General features: G+C 64.7%; 19 protein-coding genes and 1 tRNA gene. 13 read left to right on the top strand and 7 right to left on the bottom strand.

The annotated features are described in order from the left end of the window. The first annotated feature begins 1 nt into the window (after position 1). Genes GGR90_RS10345 through GGR90_RS10335 form a run of 3 tightly spaced genes read left to right on the top strand, consistent with a single transcriptional unit; the run spans position 2 to position 1,627 of the window. Positions 2 to 460 carry a DoxX family protein gene (locus GGR90_RS10345; RefSeq protein WP_167921348.1) on the top strand — a complete coding sequence of 153 codons (459 nt, stop codon included), beginning with the start codon at positions 2 to 4 and terminating at the stop codon, positions 458 to 460. Next, entirely contained in the window at positions 457 to 978 is a 522-nt protein-coding gene (locus GGR90_RS10340; protein WP_167921347.1) for a sigma-70 family RNA polymerase sigma factor, read from the top strand. Before GGR90_RS10345 ends, GGR90_RS10340 begins: the two co-directional genes overlap by 4 nt. A gap of 1 nt (position 979) precedes the next feature. Then, positions 980 to 1,627 (top strand): DUF1109 domain-containing protein, encoded by a 648-nt coding sequence (locus GGR90_RS10335; protein WP_167921346.1) that lies wholly within the window; start codon positions 980 to 982, stop codon positions 1,625 to 1,627. Between the two features lie 29 nt (positions 1,628 to 1,656). On the opposite strand, the gene GGR90_RS10330 is transcribed toward GGR90_RS10335, so the two are convergent. Together GGR90_RS10330 and folK are read right to left on the bottom strand one after the other, a co-directional pair. Beyond that, positions 1,657 to 1,732: transfer RNA gene (locus tag GGR90_RS10330), tRNA-Lys, on the bottom strand. 42 nt (positions 1,733 to 1,774) lie between these two features. Next, positions 1,775 to 2,296: a 2-amino-4-hydroxy-6-hydroxymethyldihydropteridine diphosphokinase gene (gene folK, locus GGR90_RS10325; RefSeq protein ID WP_167921345.1), complete on the bottom strand. Its 522-nt coding sequence runs from the start codon at positions 2,294 to 2,296 to the stop codon at positions 1,775 to 1,777. Between the two features lie 23 nt (positions 2,297 to 2,319). Between folK and GGR90_RS10320 the strand changes: the two genes are divergently transcribed. Further along, on the top strand, positions 2,320 to 3,009 hold the full coding sequence (locus GGR90_RS10320; protein ID WP_167921344.1) for a uracil-DNA glycosylase: 690 nt from the start codon (positions 2,320 to 2,322) through the stop codon (positions 3,007 to 3,009). Here the strand turns inward: GGR90_RS10320 and GGR90_RS10315 are convergent. Both GGR90_RS10315 and GGR90_RS10310 read right to left on the bottom strand, forming a co-directional pair. Further along, positions 2,970 to 3,446 (bottom strand): RNA pyrophosphohydrolase, encoded by a 477-nt coding sequence (locus GGR90_RS10315; protein ID WP_167921343.1) that lies wholly within the window; start codon positions 3,444 to 3,446, stop codon positions 2,970 to 2,972. The two genes, GGR90_RS10320 and GGR90_RS10315, sit on opposite strands and share 40 nt — an antisense overlap. Continuing rightward, the gene (locus GGR90_RS10310; protein ID WP_167921342.1) at positions 3,443 to 4,390 is read right to left on the bottom strand and encodes an alpha/beta hydrolase; all 948 of its coding nucleotides are present in this window, start codon (positions 4,388 to 4,390) and stop codon (positions 3,443 to 3,445) included. The genes GGR90_RS10315 and GGR90_RS10310 overlap by 4 nt, the downstream gene beginning before the upstream one ends. 184 nt (positions 4,391 to 4,574) lie before the next feature. Here GGR90_RS10310 and GGR90_RS10305 point away from each other — a divergent pair, with 184 nt between their 5' ends. The 5 genes from GGR90_RS10305 to GGR90_RS10285 all read left to right on the top strand — a co-directional run bounded on the left by GGR90_RS10305 (position 4,575) and on the right by GGR90_RS10285 (position 11,028). Further along, the gene (locus GGR90_RS10305; RefSeq protein ID WP_167921341.1) at positions 4,575 to 6,440 is read left to right on the top strand and encodes a 2-oxoacid:acceptor oxidoreductase subunit alpha; all 1,866 of its coding nucleotides are present in this window, start codon (positions 4,575 to 4,577) and stop codon (positions 6,438 to 6,440) included. A gap of 33 nt (positions 6,441 to 6,473) precedes the next feature. After that, on the top strand, positions 6,474 to 7,511 hold the full coding sequence (locus tag GGR90_RS10300) for a 2-oxoacid:ferredoxin oxidoreductase subunit beta (protein WP_167921340.1): 1,038 nt from the start codon (positions 6,474 to 6,476) through the stop codon (positions 7,509 to 7,511). A 12-nt stretch (positions 7,512 to 7,523) separates the two neighbouring features. Continuing rightward, positions 7,524 to 8,477 carry a metal-dependent hydrolase gene (locus GGR90_RS10295; RefSeq protein ID WP_167921339.1) on the top strand — a complete coding sequence of 318 codons (954 nt, stop codon included), beginning with the start codon at positions 7,524 to 7,526 and terminating at the stop codon, positions 8,475 to 8,477. A gap of 77 nt (positions 8,478 to 8,554) precedes the next feature. Next, on the top strand, positions 8,555 to 9,835 hold the full coding sequence (locus tag GGR90_RS10290; protein ID WP_167921338.1) for an SAM-dependent methyltransferase: 1,281 nt from the start codon (positions 8,555 to 8,557) through the stop codon (positions 9,833 to 9,835). Positions 9,836 to 9,855: 20 nt separating this feature from the next. Then, positions 9,856 to 11,028, top strand: a complete 1,173-nt coding sequence (locus GGR90_RS10285; protein ID WP_167921337.1) for a serine hydrolase domain-containing protein — start codon at positions 9,856 to 9,858, stop codon at positions 11,026 to 11,028. A 90-nt stretch (positions 11,029 to 11,118) separates the two neighbouring features. Here GGR90_RS10285 and GGR90_RS10280 read toward each other — a convergent pair whose 3' ends face one another. From GGR90_RS10280 to purF, 3 genes are all read right to left on the bottom strand, one after another. Beyond that, on the bottom strand, positions 11,119 to 11,505 hold the full coding sequence (locus GGR90_RS10280; RefSeq protein WP_167921336.1) for a hypothetical protein: 387 nt from the start codon (positions 11,503 to 11,505) through the stop codon (positions 11,119 to 11,121). 63 nt (positions 11,506 to 11,568) lie between these two features. Next, positions 11,569 to 12,303: an SDR family NAD(P)-dependent oxidoreductase gene (locus tag GGR90_RS10275; protein ID WP_245198564.1), complete on the bottom strand. Its 735-nt coding sequence runs from the start codon at positions 12,301 to 12,303 to the stop codon at positions 11,569 to 11,571. A 4-nt stretch (positions 12,304 to 12,307) separates the two neighbouring features. Beyond that, a complete protein-coding gene (gene purF, locus GGR90_RS10270) occupies positions 12,308 to 13,765 on the bottom strand; it encodes an amidophosphoribosyltransferase (RefSeq protein WP_167921334.1) in 1,458 nt (485 codons plus the stop codon). A 155-nt stretch (positions 13,766 to 13,920) separates the two neighbouring features. On the opposite strand from purF, the gene hisI reads away from it, so the two are divergent. The 4 genes from hisI (at position 13,921) to GGR90_RS10250 (ending at position 17,186) form a co-directional block, all read left to right on the top strand. Next, entirely contained in the window at positions 13,921 to 14,301 is a 381-nt protein-coding gene (gene hisI / locus GGR90_RS10265) for a phosphoribosyl-AMP cyclohydrolase (RefSeq protein WP_167921333.1), read from the top strand. Further along, positions 14,288 to 14,821: a hypothetical protein gene (locus GGR90_RS10260; protein WP_167921332.1), complete on the top strand. Its 534-nt coding sequence runs from the start codon at positions 14,288 to 14,290 to the stop codon at positions 14,819 to 14,821. The genes hisI and GGR90_RS10260 overlap by 14 nt, the downstream gene beginning before the upstream one ends. A 66-nt stretch (positions 14,822 to 14,887) precedes the next feature. Further along, positions 14,888 to 15,310: a MerR family transcriptional regulator gene (locus tag GGR90_RS10255; protein ID WP_167921331.1), complete on the top strand. Its 423-nt coding sequence runs from the start codon at positions 14,888 to 14,890 to the stop codon at positions 15,308 to 15,310. Between the two features lie 73 nt (positions 15,311 to 15,383). After that, on the top strand, positions 15,384 to 17,186 hold the full coding sequence (locus GGR90_RS10250; protein ID WP_167921330.1) for an acyl-CoA dehydrogenase C-terminal domain-containing protein: 1,803 nt from the start codon (positions 15,384 to 15,386) through the stop codon (positions 17,184 to 17,186). Positions 17,187 to 17,219 lie beyond the last annotated feature (33 nt).

Here is a 17,219-nt window from a genome sequence, read left to right as displayed (position 1 = left end):
GATGAATGCGATTACGCGATTTTATGACAACGGCGTAGCCGTCGCGGGGTCGCGGCTTGTCGAAGGCGCTGCGCTGTTCCTGCTGCGCATCGCGCTCGCGGGCGTATTCTGGCGCTCCGGACAGACAAAGGTGGTCGAGGGCAGCTTCCTCCGGATCGACCCGTCGCAATATGATCTGTTCCGCAGCGAATTTTCGGGCCTGCCGCTCGATCCGGCGATCGCAGTGCCGCTGACGACCTTTTCCGAACATTTGTTCCCCGCGCTGCTGCTATTCGGTCTCGCGACGCGCCTTTCGGCGGGCGCGCTGCTCGTGATGACGCTTGTCATTCAGATCTTTGTCTTTCCCGACGCCTGGTGGCCCGTCCACTCGCTATGGGCGGCGATGGCGGCGATCCTGATCGTGCGCGGCGGCGGGCTGTTCTCGCTCGACGCGCTGATTGCTAGGATGCGCTTGAAATGAGCATCGACGAACCTTCGCTGGCGCGCTTGATGGCCGCATCGCAGCGGGGGGATCGCAGCGCCTATCGCGCGTTGCTCGTCGATTGCCGCAAATGGCTCACCCGCTATTTCGCGCGGCGGATCGCGCCGCACCATATCGACGATCTCGTGCAGGAAACGCTCGTTTCGATGCACCGCAAGCTCGCGACCTGGGACAGCGGGCGTGCGTTCTTGCCCTGGCTCGCCGCGATCGCGCGCTATCGCTGGATCGACATGCTGCGCCGCCAGCGCGACGAAGCCGAACTGGGCGATAATGACGCGGCGGTCGGCGCCGAGGACGAGGCGGTCCATGCACGGCTCAGCATCGATCATCTGCTCACGCTCCTGCCGCCAAAGCAGGCGCAGGCGATCACGCTGGTCAAGATCGAAGGCGCGTCGATCGCCGAAGCATCGCAGATCTGCGGGCAGAGCGAGTCGCTCGTCAAAGTGAATATCCATCGGGGGCTCAAGAAGCTCGCAGAACTGATTGAAAGCGAATGAGATGAAGGACGCATCGATCGACAATTTGATCGACGAGCTGGCGGGGGATCTGACGCCCGTTCGCCCGCGCCGCGTCGCGCGCGGATCCGCATGGGTCGCGGCCGGATGGATGGCGGGCGCCGCGGCGTTGCTGTTGATCTTCGGGCTACGTCAGGATCTGGCGGTGCGCGGAATGCCGCCGCTTTCGATGCTCGCTTTCTGGCTGACCGCCGCCACCGGCCTCGCGGCGACATGGAGCGCGCTGCGCATGGGCCTGCCGGGCGTCGGGCGCGACTATGGTGGCTGGCGCTGGGCGGTCGGCGCCTCGCTCTCGCTGCCGCTCGCGGCGGTGGCGGCGTGCATCACCGACGGCCATGCCGCGATGGAAGCCGCGCGCCACGGCTTCGGCTTTCGCTGCCTCGTGCAAGGCGTAGCGGCGGGGCTCGGCGTCGGCGCGGCGCTGTTCTTCTGGCTAAGGGCGGGCGCGCCGACGTCGCCGACGCGCGCGGGCTGGGTCATCGGTATCGCCGCGGGTGCCGCCGGTGCGACGATCGTCGCGCTGCATTGCGCGAGCGATGACGTCGTGCACATCGCGCTCTGGCACGGCGCCGCGGTCCTGCTTTCAGCGATTGCCGGGCGATTGATCCTGCCGCGCTTCCTGCGCTGGTAGCGTCTCACGACGCCGAAAATCACGCGATTTGGTGAGCCCTGCTGGGTTCGAACCAGCGACCTACTGATTAAAAGTCAGTTGCTCTACCGACTGAGCTAAGGGCCCATCCGGCGCCGGATGTCGCGGCGCGCGAAGTGAGCCGTCGCCCTAGTGTGCGGAGGCGCCCCGGTCAACCGGCTTCGGGCGCGTCAGGCGCGCGGCGAGTTGGCGGATGCTGCGCCCGGTCAGCGGGTGCTGCCATTGGGGGACGATCGCGCGCAGCGGTCCTAGCACGAAGGCGCGCTGTTCGATGGCGGGGTGGGGGATCGTGAGGGCTGCGTCGGACCAGGCGCCGCCCGACCAGAGCAGGATATCGAGATCGAGCGTTCGAGTGCTCCAGCGTTGGCCGGTGCGGCGGCCGAAGCGCGCCTCAATTTCTTGCAGGCGCGCGAGCATTTCGGGCGGGCTGAGCGGCGAAGCGACGAGCGCCACGGCATTGGCATAGCGCCGGCGCGACGGGCCGAGCGGATCGCTGGCGATGATCGGGCTCGCGTCGACCGCTTCGATGTCGTCGCTTTCAAGCGCGGCGAGCGCGGCGAGCAGCACGGCTCGGGGGTCGCCGTAACGTGCGTGGCGGCGGTTCGACCCGAGGCCGATGGCATAGAGCGGGAGCGGCGTTGCGTTGCTCATGCCCCCGCGCCTATCGCAGACGCATGGAAATTGGTAGCCCGTTACCCGGAACCGAGCCGCCGCGCGATTGCCCGCGCTGCCCGCGGCTCGTCGCGCTGCGGCGTGAATGTCAGGCGGAATATCCCGATTGGTGGAATGCGCCCGTGCACGCCTTCGGCGACCCCGAAGCCTGGCTGGCGTTCGCGGGGTTGGCGCCCGGCAAGCATGGCGCCAACCGGACCGGGAGGCCGTTCACCGGGGATTATGCCGGCGACCTGCTGTTCGCGACGCTCGCCGAATTCGAGCTGAGTCGGGGGCGATATGATGCGCGGACCGACGACGGATTGGCGCTCAATGGCGCGATCATCGTCAACAGCGTCAAATGCCTGCCGCCGCAGAACAAGCCGAATCCTGCGGAGATCGCGAATTGTCGGCCATTTTTCGAGACGCAGCTCGCGGCCCTGCCGAAGGTGCGGGTGATCATCGCGCTCGGGCGGATCGCGCATGATGCGGCGTTACGCGCGGCCGGCGAGCGCCTCGCCGCGCATCCGTTCGGGCATGGCGCGGTCCATGCGCTGCCCGATGGGCGGCATCTGGTCGATGGCTATCATTGTTCGCGCTACAACACGAACACCGGGCGGCTGACGGCGGAGATGTTCGCCGACGTCTTTCGCACCGCGATCGCGATCAGGGATCAAACCAGCGGCCCGAATTCCTCGACCAACCCGCGGTAGAGCGCGCGCTTGAACGGGACGATCAATTTCTCGATCTCATCCAGTTCGGCCCATTTCCACGCGCGGAATTCCTGATGATCGGTATGGATGTTGACGTCGCCGTCCTCGCCCATGAAGCGCATCAGGAACCAGTGCTGGCGCTGGCCGCGATATTTGCCGCCCCACATCTTGCCGATCAGATGGTCGGGCAGGTCGTAGAAATATTCCTCGCGGCTGCGCGCGATGATTTCGACCAGCCCGCCATGGACGCCGGTTTCCTCGCCGAGTTCGCGGATTGCCGCCGTTTCGGCATCTTCGCCATCGTCGATTCCGCCCTGCGGCATCTGCCACGCCTCGCTCGAGGTATCGAGCCGCTGGCCGACGAAGACGCGGCCGTCGCGGTTGGCGAGCATGACGCCCGCGCAGGGGCGATAGGGGAGTTTGCTATGGTCGATCATGGCGCCCCGTTAGCTTCGGCGACGATTGCCTTCAATACCGTCAATGCACCGCGAATATCTTCGCGCGCGCTCGGGATGGCCTGCGACAGATTGATATAGCCGTGAATATTGCCCTTCGCCTCGCGATAGGTCGTCGGCACGCCCGCTTCGATCAGCTTCGCGGCATAGGCGCGGCCTTGATCGCGCAAGGGGTCGAGCCCCGCGGTGATCAGCAAGGTCGACGGCAAGCCTTCGGCCGGGAAATCGAGCGGCGAGGCGCGATAGTCGGCGGGGTCGGCGGCATAATGATTGCCGAACCAGGTCATGCTGCCCTGCGTCAGCAAATGGCCCTCGCCGAAATCGCGATAGCTTTGCCAGTCGTCGTGCGTCGTGACGGCGGGATAGATGGGATGAATCGCGATCACCGGCTTCGAAGCCGGCTTGTCGCGGAGCGTCAGCGCGGTGGCGATGGTGAGGTTGCCGCCGGCGCTTTCGCCCGACAGCACCAGCCCCGTGCAGGGGATATTGTCGGCGATCCAGCGCGTCGCGGCGTCGCAATCCTCCGGCGCGGCGGGGAAGGGGTGTTCGGGGGCGAGCCGATAATCGACCGCGATCACCGGCATGTCGAGTTGCCGCGCGGCTTCGGCGCAATAGGGGTCGTGGGTGTCGAGATCGCCGATCACCCAGCCGCCGCCATGATAGAAGACCATCACCGGCCCCGTCTCGCGGCCCGGGTGGCTGTCATAGATGCGGATCGGAATGTCGCCGGCGGGTCCCGGAATCGTGCGATCTTCGACCTTCGCGATGTCGCCGCGCGGAACGTCGGCGAGTTGACCCATCACCCGGAACATCTCGCGCGCGCCCGCTGGTGGCAACTCCTCCATCTTCGGCCCTTCCTGCGCGTTCAGGAATGCAAGGAAAGCCGCCACGTCGGGACGCGCCTGCTGGATAGTGCCGTCGGTCATTCGCGTCTCTCCCTGATCGATATTTTGGCCATGCTATTCGGTATCGGCGGGGTAAATTCAATCCCGAAACGAAACTCACCTGTGCTTCACCCTTTCTGGCGCACAATTTTTTCTCAATTGCGGCTTGAGGCGCAGAGGCCTACGCCCATGTCACAGGTTCGCAAGATTTGAGGCAGAGGAAAAAATGGCGACAGCGGTAGAGGACCGGGCCGACGGCGAGCGGCAGTCCCCCCTTTCGGATGCAGTGGTGGTTCGCTTCGCCGGCGACAGCGGCGACGGGATGCAGCTGACCGGCGGGCAATTCACGCTGTCGTCGGCGCTCGCGGGCAACGACTTCGCGACTTTCCCCGATTTTCCCGCAGAGATCCGCGCGCCGCAGGGCACCTTGTTCGGCGTCTCGGCCTTTCAGATCAATTTCGGGTCTTCGGCGATCGACACCGCGGGCGACGCGCCCGACGTGCTGGTCGCGATGAACCCCGCGGCGCTCAAGACCAATGTCCCGCAATTGAAGCAGGGCGGCCTGATCATCGCCGACGAGGGCGAGTTCAACGACCGCAATCTCGCCAAGGCGAAATATGAGGCGAACCCGCTCGACGACGGCAGCCTCGCCAAATGGCAGCTTCTGAAGCTCAACATCAGCCAGCTGACGATGGACGCGGTGAAGCCCTTCGGCCTCGGCAACAAGGAGGCGCTGCGCTGCAAGAATATGTGGACGCTGGGGCTCGCGCTCTGGATGTTCGACCGCGATCGTCAGCCGCTGATCGACTGGCTCAATGCGAAATTCGCGAAGGCGCCCGATCTCGCGGCGGCGAACGTCGCGGCGCTCAACGCGGGGCACGCCTATGGCGAGACCGCCGAACTTGCAGGTCCGCTCAAGCAGCATCATGTCGATCCGGCGCCGGCGGCGCCGGGCCTCTATCGCACGCTGACCGGGGCGGAAGGCATTGCGCTCGGGCTCGTCGCGGGGGCGCAGCTTGCGAAGCTGCCGATGTTTTTCGGCGGCTATCCGATCACGCCGGCGTCGGCGATCCTCCATCACCTGTCGCGGCTCAAGGAATATGACGTCACGACCTTTCAGGCCGAGGACGAGATCGCGGCGATCTGTTCGGCGATCGGCGCGAGCTACGGCGGCTCGCTCGGCGTTACCAGCTCGTCGGGCCCCGGTATCGCGCTCAAGGGCGAGGCGATGGGGCTCGCGATTATGACCGAGCTGCCGCTCGTCATCGTCAATTCGCAGCGCGGCGGGCCTTCGACCGGCCTCCCGACCAAGACCGAGCAGTCCGATCTCTATCAGGCGGTCTATGGCCGCAATGGCGACGCGCCGATGCCCGTCGTCGCCGCGCGCTCGCCCGGCGACGCGTTTGAATGCGCGATCGAGGCGGTGCGCATCGCGGTGCAATATATGACGCCGGTGATGCTGCTCACCGATGGCTATATCGCCAATGCCGCCGAGCCGTGGGCGGTGCCCGACCTCACGACCTATGAGGCGTTTCCGGTCGAGTTCCTGACCGAAGTGCCCGAGGGCGGCTTCAAGCCATACGGCCGCGACGAAAAGCTCAAGCGCCCGTGGGTCAAGCCCGGCACGCCGGGGCTGCTCCACCGCATCGGAGGGATCGAGAAGGAACTCGATACCGGCCACATCAATTACGCGCCGGGCAATCACCAGGCGATGACCGATATCCGCAAGGACAAGATCGACGGCATCAAGGTGCCCGATCAGGTCGTCGAACTCGGTGCCGAGGGCGGCAAGCTCGCGGTCGTCGGCTGGGGATCGACCTTTGGCCCGATCCATCAGGCGGTGCGCCGCAAGCGCGCCGAGGGCGAGGACGTCAGCCACGTCCATATCCGCCATATCTGGCCGCTGCCCGCGAATCTCGGCGCGCTTTTGAAAAGCTATGACAGGGTGATCGTGCCCGAGATGAACACGGGGCAATTGAAGACGGTGCTGCGCGATCAATATCTGGTCGATGCGAAGCCGGTGAACAAGGTGTCGGGTCAGCCCTTCACCATCGCCGAAATCGAAGCCGCCATCGAGGAGGCGCTGGGCTGACGCGGAAGCGTTGTTGCCCCGAGAGGATATGCAATGAACGAGATGACGACCATCGCGCGGACGACGACGCTGAAAGATTGGGAAACTGATCAGGAAGTCCGCTGGTGCCCGGGCTGCGGCGACTATGCGATCCTGAAGGCGGTGCAGCGCACGATGCCCGAAATCGGCACCGCGCCCGAAAATACCGTGTTCGTCAGCGGCATCGGCTGCTCGTCGCGCTTTCCCTATTATATGGAGACCTATGGCTTCCATACGATCCACGGCCGTGCCCCGGCGTTCGCGACGGGGCTGAAGCTTGCCAATCCGGATCTCGACATCTGGATCGTCACGGGCGACGGCGATGGGCTGTCGATCGGCGGCAACCACACAATGCACCTGATCCGCCGCAATCTCGATTGCCAGATCATGCTCTTCAACAACGAGATCTACGGTCTGACCAAGGGGCAATATTCGCCGACCAGCCGTGTCGGGACGACGAGCCCGTCAACGCCCTACGGCTCGGTCGACCGTCCCGCGCAACCTGCGGCCTTCGCGCTCGGTGCGGGCGCGCGCTTCGTCGCGCGCGGGTTCGACGTGTCGAAGGAACTGCCGAACGTGCTGAAAGCCGCACATGCCCACAAGGGCGCGGCATTTATCGAAATTTTTCAGAACTGTATCGTCTATAACAAAGACGTGTTCGAGGATTTCGCTGCGCCGAAGGGCGCCGAGGATCGCCAGCTCTGGCTCAAGCAGGGTGAACCGATGCTCTATGCCAAGGGCACCAGAGGCATCGCGCTCGACGCCGAGGCCCTGCACCTCAAGACCGTCGATGTCGTCGATGGCGATTGGGAAGCGGCAGGGGTGATCGTCCATGACGTCACCAACCGCAGCGTGGCGCATATGCTCGTCGAGATGCGTTTCGGCGAGTTCCCGATGGCCTTGGGCGTCCTCTACGACGACCCGCGCCCGACTTTCGAGGCGGACGTCGTGCGCCAGAACAAGGCGGCGGCCGAGGGCAAAAAGGCTGATCTCCAAGGCTTGCTCAAGAAGGGACAGACCTGGACGGTGACGGAAAGCGGCCCCGAACTCTGATCTTCCGCCGCCATGGATAATCTGACGCACAGCCTCGTTGGCGCGCTGCTTGGGCAGATGGGGCTCAAGAAGAAGACCGGCCTGGCGATGCCGACGCTGATCATCGCGGCGAACCTGCCCGATATCGACGCCGGCTGCGCGATTTACGGGATCGAATCGCTGTCGATGCGGCGCGGGATTTCGCATGGGCCGATCGCGCTCATCCTGCTGCCGATCGTGCTTTGGGGGGTGATGCTCGCTTTCGACCGCTGGCAGGCGCGGCGCGGCAAGCGGCCTGCGGGCCGGTTGCCGGTTCACAAGGGCTGGCTGCTTGTACTCGCCTATATCGGCTGCCTCAGCCATCCGGCGCTCGACTGGCTCAACAATTACGGGATCCGCCTGCTCGAACCCTTCAGCCATCGCTGGTTCTATGGCGACAGCATCTTCATCATCGACCTGTGGATATGGATCGCGCTCGGCATTTCGGTCTGGCTGTCGCTGCGCCGTGAGCGGCGCGCGGCGGCAAATTGGCCGCAGCCGGCGTGGATCGGCTTTACGGGCGCGTGCGGCTATATCCTCGCCAATGGGCTGATCACCGGCGCCGCCGAGCGCATGGCATCGGTTGCTCTTGAAGCGGGCGGGCGGAAAGACGCGCTCGTCGTCGCGAGTCCGCCGCCGCTGGCATTCTGGAAACGTGACATCTTCTGGCGGACCGCAGACCGCTACGGCACCGCGAGCTTCGTTCCCGGCGTGGGTGGCAACGTCGACTTGACCGGTCGTCCAACGGGCATGGACGATCCGCGGATCGAAAGCTGGGCGAAAGCCGATCCCGCGGCGCGCGCTTTCCTGTTCTGGTCGCGGATGCCCGTGGCGGAGCGCGATGGCGATGCGATCCTGCTGCGCGATCAGCGTTTCATGCACCCGCTCGCTCAGGAACGTTTTCAGGTGCGGCTGACCGCGCCCGACACCGCCAGCCATCGCGAATGAGCGCGGGTGCGTGACGTCATGGCGGCGCGCGTTTCAACTGATTGTCAGCGCGATGCGTTTGGGGCAGGAAGGTGGCAATGAACACGCATGTCAGCCCGCGCCGCGGTAAGGAACTGCTTCGCGCCGACCGCGCCTATCGCGCGGGCGGCGGCATGGCACGGCTGATCGCGCTGGCGCCCGCGCGCCTTTTCCATAACATGCTCGACCGGATCGACGCGGGACTGGCGCAGGGCACGATCGAGGGGCATTTGCCCGATGGCAGCGTGCGGCTGCTCGGCGGGCGCGGCAAGGGACCGGTGGCGGTGGTCCACCTTCATAACTGGGCGGCGCTCGCGCGCCTCGCACTGTCGGGGTCGGTCGGCTGGTATCGCGCGTGGGAAGCGCGCGAATGGTCGTCACCCGATCCGGTGCCGCTGTTCGATCTGTTCATGCGCAATGGCGAGGCCTTGGGCAAGGCAGGGCGAGCGCGGGGGCCATGGCGCTGGCTGAACCGCGCAATCCATTCGCTGAACCGCAACGACCGCCGCGGAGCCAAGCGAAACATTCATGCTCATTATGATTTGGGCAATGATTTCTATCGCTTATGGCTCGATCAAGCCATGAATTATTCGAGTGCGTTGTTCGCCGATCCGCGTCAGTCGCTCGAGGATGCGCAGACGGCGAAGGTCGATGCCATCCTCGATCGGCTCGACCTGCGTTCGGGGAGCCGGTTGCTCGAAATCGGCTGCGGTTGGGGCGCGCTCGCCGAACGCGCGGTCGAACGGCACGATGTGCTTTATACCGGCATAACGCTGTCGGCGGCGCAGGCCGAAATCGCCGACGCGCGGCTTCACGCGGTCGATCTGTCGGGACGTTCGCGGATCGAGCTGTGCGACTATCGCGACGCGCAGGGCCCTTATGATGCGATCGCCAGCGTCGAGATGGTCGAAGCGGTCGGCGAGGCCTATTGGCCTGCCTATCTCGACGCGATCGCACGGTTGCTGCGCCCGGGGGGCAAGGCGGCGATCCAGTATATCTTGATCAACGATGCGCTGTTCGAACGCTATGCGGCGAGCAGCGATTTCATCCAGGCCTATATCTTCCCTGGGGGCTGCCTGATTTCGGAAAGCCGCTTTCGCGCGCTTGCCGAGGCGAGGGGGCTTGCATGGCGCGACGTGCGCCGCTTCGGTGGCGATTATGCCGAGACGCTGCGCCAGTGGCGCGAACGCTTCGACGCGGCGGTAGCCGCCGATCAGCTCCCGGCGGGGTTCGACGAGCGTTTCATCCGGCTCTGGCGCTATTATCTGCAATATTGCGAGGGCGGCTTTCGCGGCGGCGGAATCGATGTCGCGCAAGTCACGCTCGAAAAAACAGCCTGAAAACAGGGGGAGGAAACGACATGCGAAGTTTTTTGGCGGCGGTGCTGCTGGGCACCGCGGCGGCAGGGTGCAGCGCGCCCGCAACCATGCAAACCACCGATCAACTGCCAAAGGATCTGAATGTGCTGTTCTGGACCCAGGACCAACGCGACGCCGCCTTCCGCACGATGGAGACGGTTCCCAAGGTCGTCGTCAATACGGTGAAGGCGGGCGACGCCGTCTATCCGCTGCCGCAGGGCAAGCCGCTCGACCTTGGCGCCGATGTCGATGCCTATATGGCCAAGCAACGCAACGCGGGGCTGATCATCGTGCAGGACGGCAAGGTCCGGCTCGAAAAATATGCGCTCGGTTATGGTGCGGCGGGGCGCTGGACGAGCTTCTCGGTCGCCAAGAGCTTCACTTCGACGCTTGTCGGCGCGGCGGTCAAGGACGGCTATATCAAGAGCCTCGATGACAAGGTCACCGCCTATATCCCGGGGCTCAAAGGGTCGGCCTATGACGATGTCTCGGTGAAGCAGCTGCTGACGATGACGTCGGGCGTCAAATGGAACGAGGATTATACCGATCCCAAGTCCGACGTCGCTTTGTTCAACATGCAAAAGCCGGTCGCGGGCGAGGACATAACGGTCAGCTATATGAAGACCTTGCCGCGCGAAGCGCCCGCGGGGTCGAAGTGGGTTTACAAGACCGGCGAGACCAATCTGATCGGCGTGCTCGTGTCGAGCGCGACGGGCAAGACGCTGTCGCAATATCTGTCCGAAAAAATCTGGAAGCCGTTCGGTATGGAGCAGGACGCGGTGTGGATGCTCGGCGCGACCGGGCATGAGATCAGCGGCTGCTGCATGTCGGCGAGCCTCAAGGATTATGCGCGCTTCGGCCAGTTTATCCTGAACGGCGGGGTTGCGGGCGGTCAGAAAGTGTTGCCCGACGACTGGATCGCGTCGGCAACGACGAAACAGGCGGGGATCGACGTTCCGGGCCGCGGCTATGGCTATCAATGGTGGACAAATGACGACGGCAGCTTCGCCGCGCAGGGCATCTTCGGGCAGGGCATCTTCATCGATCCGAAGCGGGGGCTGGTGATCGCGTCCAACGGCAACTGGCCCACCGCGACCGACCCCGAAGGCGTCGGCGCCGCGCGTGAAGCCTTCTACAAAAGCGTGCAGATGGCGGTGGATAGGGGCGCCGAATAGGCCAAACCACCGTCGCCCCTGCGAAGGCGGGGGCCGCTATCGACACGGCGTAAAGTTGCTTGCGGCCCCCGCCTTCGCGGGGGCGACGAGCTATTCGGCAACGATGCTCGCCGCACGCTGCGCCAGCCAAACCGCCAACAGCGGAATGGCGACGCCAAGTATCATGATCCACCAGCTGTCGGCGAGGGTTACCGCGCGGTAGAGCGCGGCGCCGATGACCGCGCCGGCGACGATCCAGCCCGGACCGGTGCCCGCCGACACGCGCATCGCGAGCCAGCCGCCGGCGAAGGTTCCGATGAACCAGCCGACGATCAGTGCGATCGTCGATCCAACGGGAATCAGGATTTCGCCGCTATTGGGGTCGTAAACATCGGGCGAAATTTCGCTGCCGGCATATTGCGCCAGCCAGATCAGCCCGAAAGCGACGACGATGCCGATGATCGCGGCGATCGCCGATCGCAAAAGTGTCTTGGTCATTGTTCCCGCGCCCTCACAAACCCTCTTATGCGAGTGTCTTAGCGCAGGAAAACGAAGATGGCTTCAAGCTTTTTCCATGACCTTGGGCAGAGCGTGGAAAGCGGTGCTGTCGAAGCCCTCGACCATCAGCCGCGCGACATATTCGCCGACCGCGGCGGGATCCTTGATGCTCTGCGGATCCTCACCCGGATAGGCGCGCGCGCGCATCTGGGTGCGCGTGCCGCCGGGGTCGAGGATCGCGGTCCGTACGGTCGAGATATTGCGCATTTCGGCGCCATAGCAAGTGACGAGCGTCTCGAACGCCGCCTTCGAAGCAGCATAGGCGCCCCAATAGGCGCGCGGTTCGCGCGCGACGCCGCTCGACAGTGCGACTAGCCGGCCGTTCGACGCGCGGCGAAGCAGCGGGTCGAAATTCGCGATCAGCGCCTGCTGCGCGATCAGGTTCAGCGTCAGCAGCTTGTTGAATTCCTTGCCGTCGATCGCGGCAACGGGGGTCAGCGTACCGAGCATCGCGGCGTTGAGAACGAGCATGTCGAGCTGCTGCCAGCGTTCGGCGATCGCGCTCGCGAGCCGGGCGATGCTGTCGCCGTCGGTGAGGTCGAGCGGCGCGATCGTCGCGCTGCCGCCGGCTTCGTGGATGCGGTCCTCGAGTTCCTCGAGCCCGCCCGCCGTGCGCGCGGTGATCACGACATGCGCGCCGCGTGCGGCAAGCGATTCGGCGATCGCTTCGCCGATACCGCGACTCGCCCCGGTTACGAGCGCAACCTGGCCCGCCAGTTCTTTAGACGTCACAGTCATTGTGTCAGACAACCCGTTCGGCAAGCAAGGAAAATTGATCTTCCAGTCCATGCTCGTCGAAATCGGTCAGCGTGGTCGGATAGTCGCCGGTGAAGCAGGCATCGCAATATTGCGGGGCGTCATGCTTGCGGTCGGCTTCGCCCAGCGCGCGATAGAGGCCGTCGATCGTCAGGAAGGAAAGGCTGTCGGCGTTGATGAAATTCGCCATCTGGCCGACCGTCATCTGCGCCGCGAGCAATTTAGCCCGTTCAGGCGTGTCGACGCCGTAAAAGCAGCTATGCTGGGTCGGCGGGCTCGCGATGCGCATATGCACCTCGGCGGCGCCGGCATCGCGCATCATCTGCACGATCTTGAGGCTTGTCGTGCCGCGCACGATCGAATCGTCGATGAGCACGATGCGCTTGCCCGCGATCAGCGCGCGATTGGCGTTGTGCTTCAGTTTGACCCCAAGATGGCGGACCTTGTCGCCCGGCTGGATGAAGGTGCGCCCGACATAGTGCGAACGAATAATGCCGAGTTCGAACGGGATGCCCGATTCCTGCGCATAGCCGATCGCCGCGGGCGTGCCCGAATCGGGGACGGGGATGACAAGATCGGCATCGACCGGATTTTCGCGCGCGAGTTCGGCGCCGATCGCCTTGCGCACCGAATAGACGCTCGTCCCGTCGACGATCGAATCGGGGCGCGAGAAATAGACATATTCGAAGATGCACGGCCGCGCCGACTGCTCGGCGAAAGGGCGGTGCGAGGTGAGCTGGCCGTCGCGAACGATGACGAGTTCGCCCGGCTCGACCGAACGCACGAATTCGGCGCCGACGACGTCGAGCGCCACCGTTTCGGACGCGAGGATATGCGCATCGCCGAGCTTGCCTATGACGAGCGGGCGGATGCCGAGCGGATCGCGGCAGCCGATCATGCCTTCGGCGGTCAGGCAGATCAGCGAATAGGCGCCCTCAACCTGCTTCAGCGCGTCGATGAACCGGTCGAGCAGCGAACGGTAGTTGGACGTCGCGACGAGATGGATGATCACCTCGGTATCGCTGGTCGACTGAAAGATCGACCCGCGGCGGACGAGCACTTTCTTCAGCGCCGCCGCGTTGGAGATATTGCCGTTGTGCGCCACTGCGAAGCCGCCCGTCGACAGGTCGGCGAACAGCGGCTGGACGTTGCGCAGCGCAGTCTCGCCCGTCGTCGAATAGCGGACATGGCCGGCGGCCGAATTGCCGGCGAGCTGGCGCATAATGTCGTCGCGGTCGAAATTGCCCGCGACATGGCCCATCGCGCGATGGGTGTGGAAATCCTTGCCGTCAAAGGCGGTGATGCCCGCGGCTTCCTGTCCGCGGTGCTGCAGGGCGTGAAGCCCCAGCGCGACAACCGCGGCGGCGCTGTCGGCGCCATGTATACCAAATACGCCGCACTCCTCACGGAGCTTGTCGTCGTCGAAAGGATGGGTCGTCAGCATGTCATTCCAGGGTCGGGGCCAGGGGCAGGGGGGCAGTGACTGCGGCGCATATAGGGAGGGCAATCGCAAATGTCGCCCCCCTAATCACGATATTGTCACATGGGGCGCGACAGGCGGGGTGGCAGCGGCTTCGATCCTGTTCTAGAGCGCACTTCATGGATGATCAGCGCGACACGACCGACCGATTTCTTCCGCGTTTCGATGCCGCGGGACTGGTGACCGCGATCGTCACCGACGCCGACAGCCACGTCCTGCTGATGGTCGCGCATATGAACGAAGAGGCGATCGCGAAAACGCGCGAAACCGGGCAGGCGCATTTCTGGTCGCGCTCGCGCACTTCGCTGTGGCGCAAGGGCGAAACGTCGGGCAACGGGCTGACCTTGGTCGAGATGCGCGTCGATTGTGATCAGGACGCGCTGCTGCTGCGCGTCAAGCCCGCGGGCCCCGCGTGCCACACCGGGCGGCGTTCCTGTTTCTATCGCCGCGTCGAGTCCGATGGCCGTCTGAGCTTTCTGGCGGACGATGCGCAGGGCTAAGGCGCTTTTGGCGTTGGCGGCGCTGCTGCTTGCGGGATGCGAACGGCCCGAGCCCGACGCGAAAGAGGTCGACGCCGGCAATCCGCTCGAGGTCGCGGCGCGCGAGCGCGGCGTGGTTCGCGCGGACGCGGCCTCGCCGGTCGGCGTGTTCGAGCGCCGGCACGACCTTGGCCGCGACGCGATGTGCGTCGTTCCCGACGGGGCCGGGAAATGGCGCTTCGCGATCACCGCTTCCTTCGGAACGACGCTGTCCTGCCTCGCGACCGGAACGATGGTGCGCGAGGGCGACAGCTGGCGGATGCGCTTTGCGGGTGCGGAGGGCTGCGAGGCTCTGGTGCACGAGGAAGAGGATGAATTGCGCCTGCCGGGACGTCTGCCGCCGCAATGCGCGCGCCTCTGTCCCAACGGCGCCTCGCTTTCGGGTTTGCGACTGCCGCGCGCGAGCTGGTCGGCCGATGATGCGGAGGGCTTGCGGATTACCGATCAAGGCGGCAATATAGTGCGTCCCTGCGCGGGCTGACCTGCCCCGAAATCGCTCGATCCGGCGCTATTGACGTTCACGTCAACGGAAACTAGTTTCAGCGGCATGACCGAACCCTACGGCCACGCCCATATCGACACGCCCGATCATCTGGGGCGCGAGCAATTCAGCATTACCGACTTGTCGACCGAGTTCGGGGTCACGGCGCGTGCGCTGCGTTTCTATGAGGACGAGGGGCTCATCAGCCCGTCGCGCAAGGGGCTGTCGCGCATCTATTCGAAGCGCGATCGCGCGCGGCTCGCGTGGATCCTGCGCGCGAAGCGCACGGGATTCAGCCTCGCCGACATTCGCGAGATGATCGACCTTTACGACGTCGGCGACGGCCGCAAATTGCAGCGGCAGGTAACGGTCGAAAAATGCGAGGAGCGTATCGCGCTGCTTCGCCGTCAGCGCGACGATATTGACAGCGCTGTAGATGAGCTGTCACGCTTCATCGATATGGTGAAGAAAGTCGACGCGGGCCGCTAGGCCGCCCGGCTGCTCACCCTCTGCCTCTCCCCAGGCAAGTTGACATCGAAACTGCTTTTCAGAAGGATTTCTCATGCCCGTCTATCGCGCTCCCGTGCAGGACACGCTGTTCCTCCTCAACGATGTGCTCGGGATCGAGCGTTATGCGAACCTGCCCGGCTTCGCCAATGCGACGCCCGACATGGTCGAGGCGGTACTGACCGAGGCGGGAAAATTCTGCGAGGAAGTCCTGTTCCCGATCAACCAGTCGGGCGACCTCGAAGGCTGCACGCGTCACGACGACGGATCGGTGACGACGCCGAAAGGTTTCAAGGGGGCGTACAAGGCCTATTCTGAAGCCGGCTGGGGCCTTCTGACCGCGCCCGAGGAATTCGGCGGACAGGGATTGCCGCATGTGATCGGTTTCCCGGTCGAGGAATATCGCAATGCCGCCAATCAGGCGTTCGCCATGTATCCGGGGCTGACGCAGGGCGCGACCGCTGCGATCCTCGTCAAGGGCTCGGACGAGCAAAAGGCGACCTATGTTCCCAAGATGATCGCGGGCGAATGGGGCGGGACGATGAACCTGACCGAACCGCACTGCGGCACCGACCTCGGCCTCATCCGCACCCGCGCGGTGCCGAACGGCGACGGCAGCTATGCGGTCACGGGCACGAAAATCTTCATCTCGTCGGGCGAGCATGACCTGACCGAGAATATTATCCATCTCGTGCTCGCGAAGACCCCCGACGCGCCCGACAGCGTCAAGGGCATCTCGCTGTTCATCGTGCCCAAGTTCCTCGTCAACGACGACGGCTCGCTCGGCGACCGCAACACGCTGTCATGCGGCTCGATCGAGCACAAGATGGGCATCCACGCCAATTCGACCTGCGTGATGAACTATGACGGCGCGAAGAGCTGGATGGTCGGCGAGGAAAATAAAGGCCTCGCGGCTATGTTCGTGATGATGAACGCCGCGCGCCTCGGCGTCGGCATTCAGGGGCTCGGACAGGCCGACGTCGCCTATCAGAACGCCGTCCAGTATGCACAGGATCGCCGTCAGGGACGCGCGCTGACCGGGCCGAAGGACCCGCAGGAAAAGGCCGATCCGCTGTTCGTACATCCCGACGTCCGCCGGATGCTGATGGACGGCAAGGCGACGGTCGAGGGCCTCCGCGCGCTGTGCACCTGGGGGGCGCTGCAGGTCGACCTCGCGCATCTCGCCGAGACCGAAGAGGAGCGCCAGCGCGCTGACGATCTCGTCAGCCTGCTCACGCCCGTCATCAAGGGCTTTGGTACCGACAAGGGCTATGAAGTCGCGACCAACGCGCAGCAGGTGTTCGGCGGCCACGGCTACATCGAGGAACAGGGCATGAGCCAATATGTCCGCGATGCGCGTATCACGATGATCTATGAAGGCGCGAACGGCGTGCAGGCGATGGACCTTGTCGGCCGCAAGCTCGCGCAGAATGGCGGCCGCGCGATCCAGGCCTTCTTTGCGATCGTCGACGAGGAATGCGCCCGCGCGAAGGACAATGAGGCGCTCGCCGATTTCGCGGGCCGGCTTGAAAAAGCGAACGGCGAACTCAAGGCCGCGACGATGTGGTTCATGCAGAACGGCATGGCGAACCCCAACAATGTCGGCGCGGGCGCGCATCATTATATGCACATCTTGGGGATCGTCGCGCTGGGTTCGATGTGGCTGATGATGGCCGAAGCGGCGCAGAAGGCGCTCGCTGAGGAGCGCGGCAACAAGGCCTTCCTCGAAGCCAAGCTCGTCACCGCGCGCTATTTCGGCGAACGTTTCCTGCCCGATGCTGGTTCGCTTCGCCGCAAGATCGAGGCGGGCAGCGAAGCGATGATGGCGCTGACCCCCGAACAGTTCGCCGCCGCCTGAACATTAGGCTTGCAACCATCGCTGCCATCATGC

Source organism: Sphingopyxis italica (assembly GCF_011926545.1).
Taxonomy (GTDB): domain Bacteria; phylum Pseudomonadota; class Alphaproteobacteria; order Sphingomonadales; family Sphingomonadaceae; genus Sphingopyxis; species Sphingopyxis italica.
This window is presented reverse-complemented; position numbering and strand designations above follow the sequence as displayed.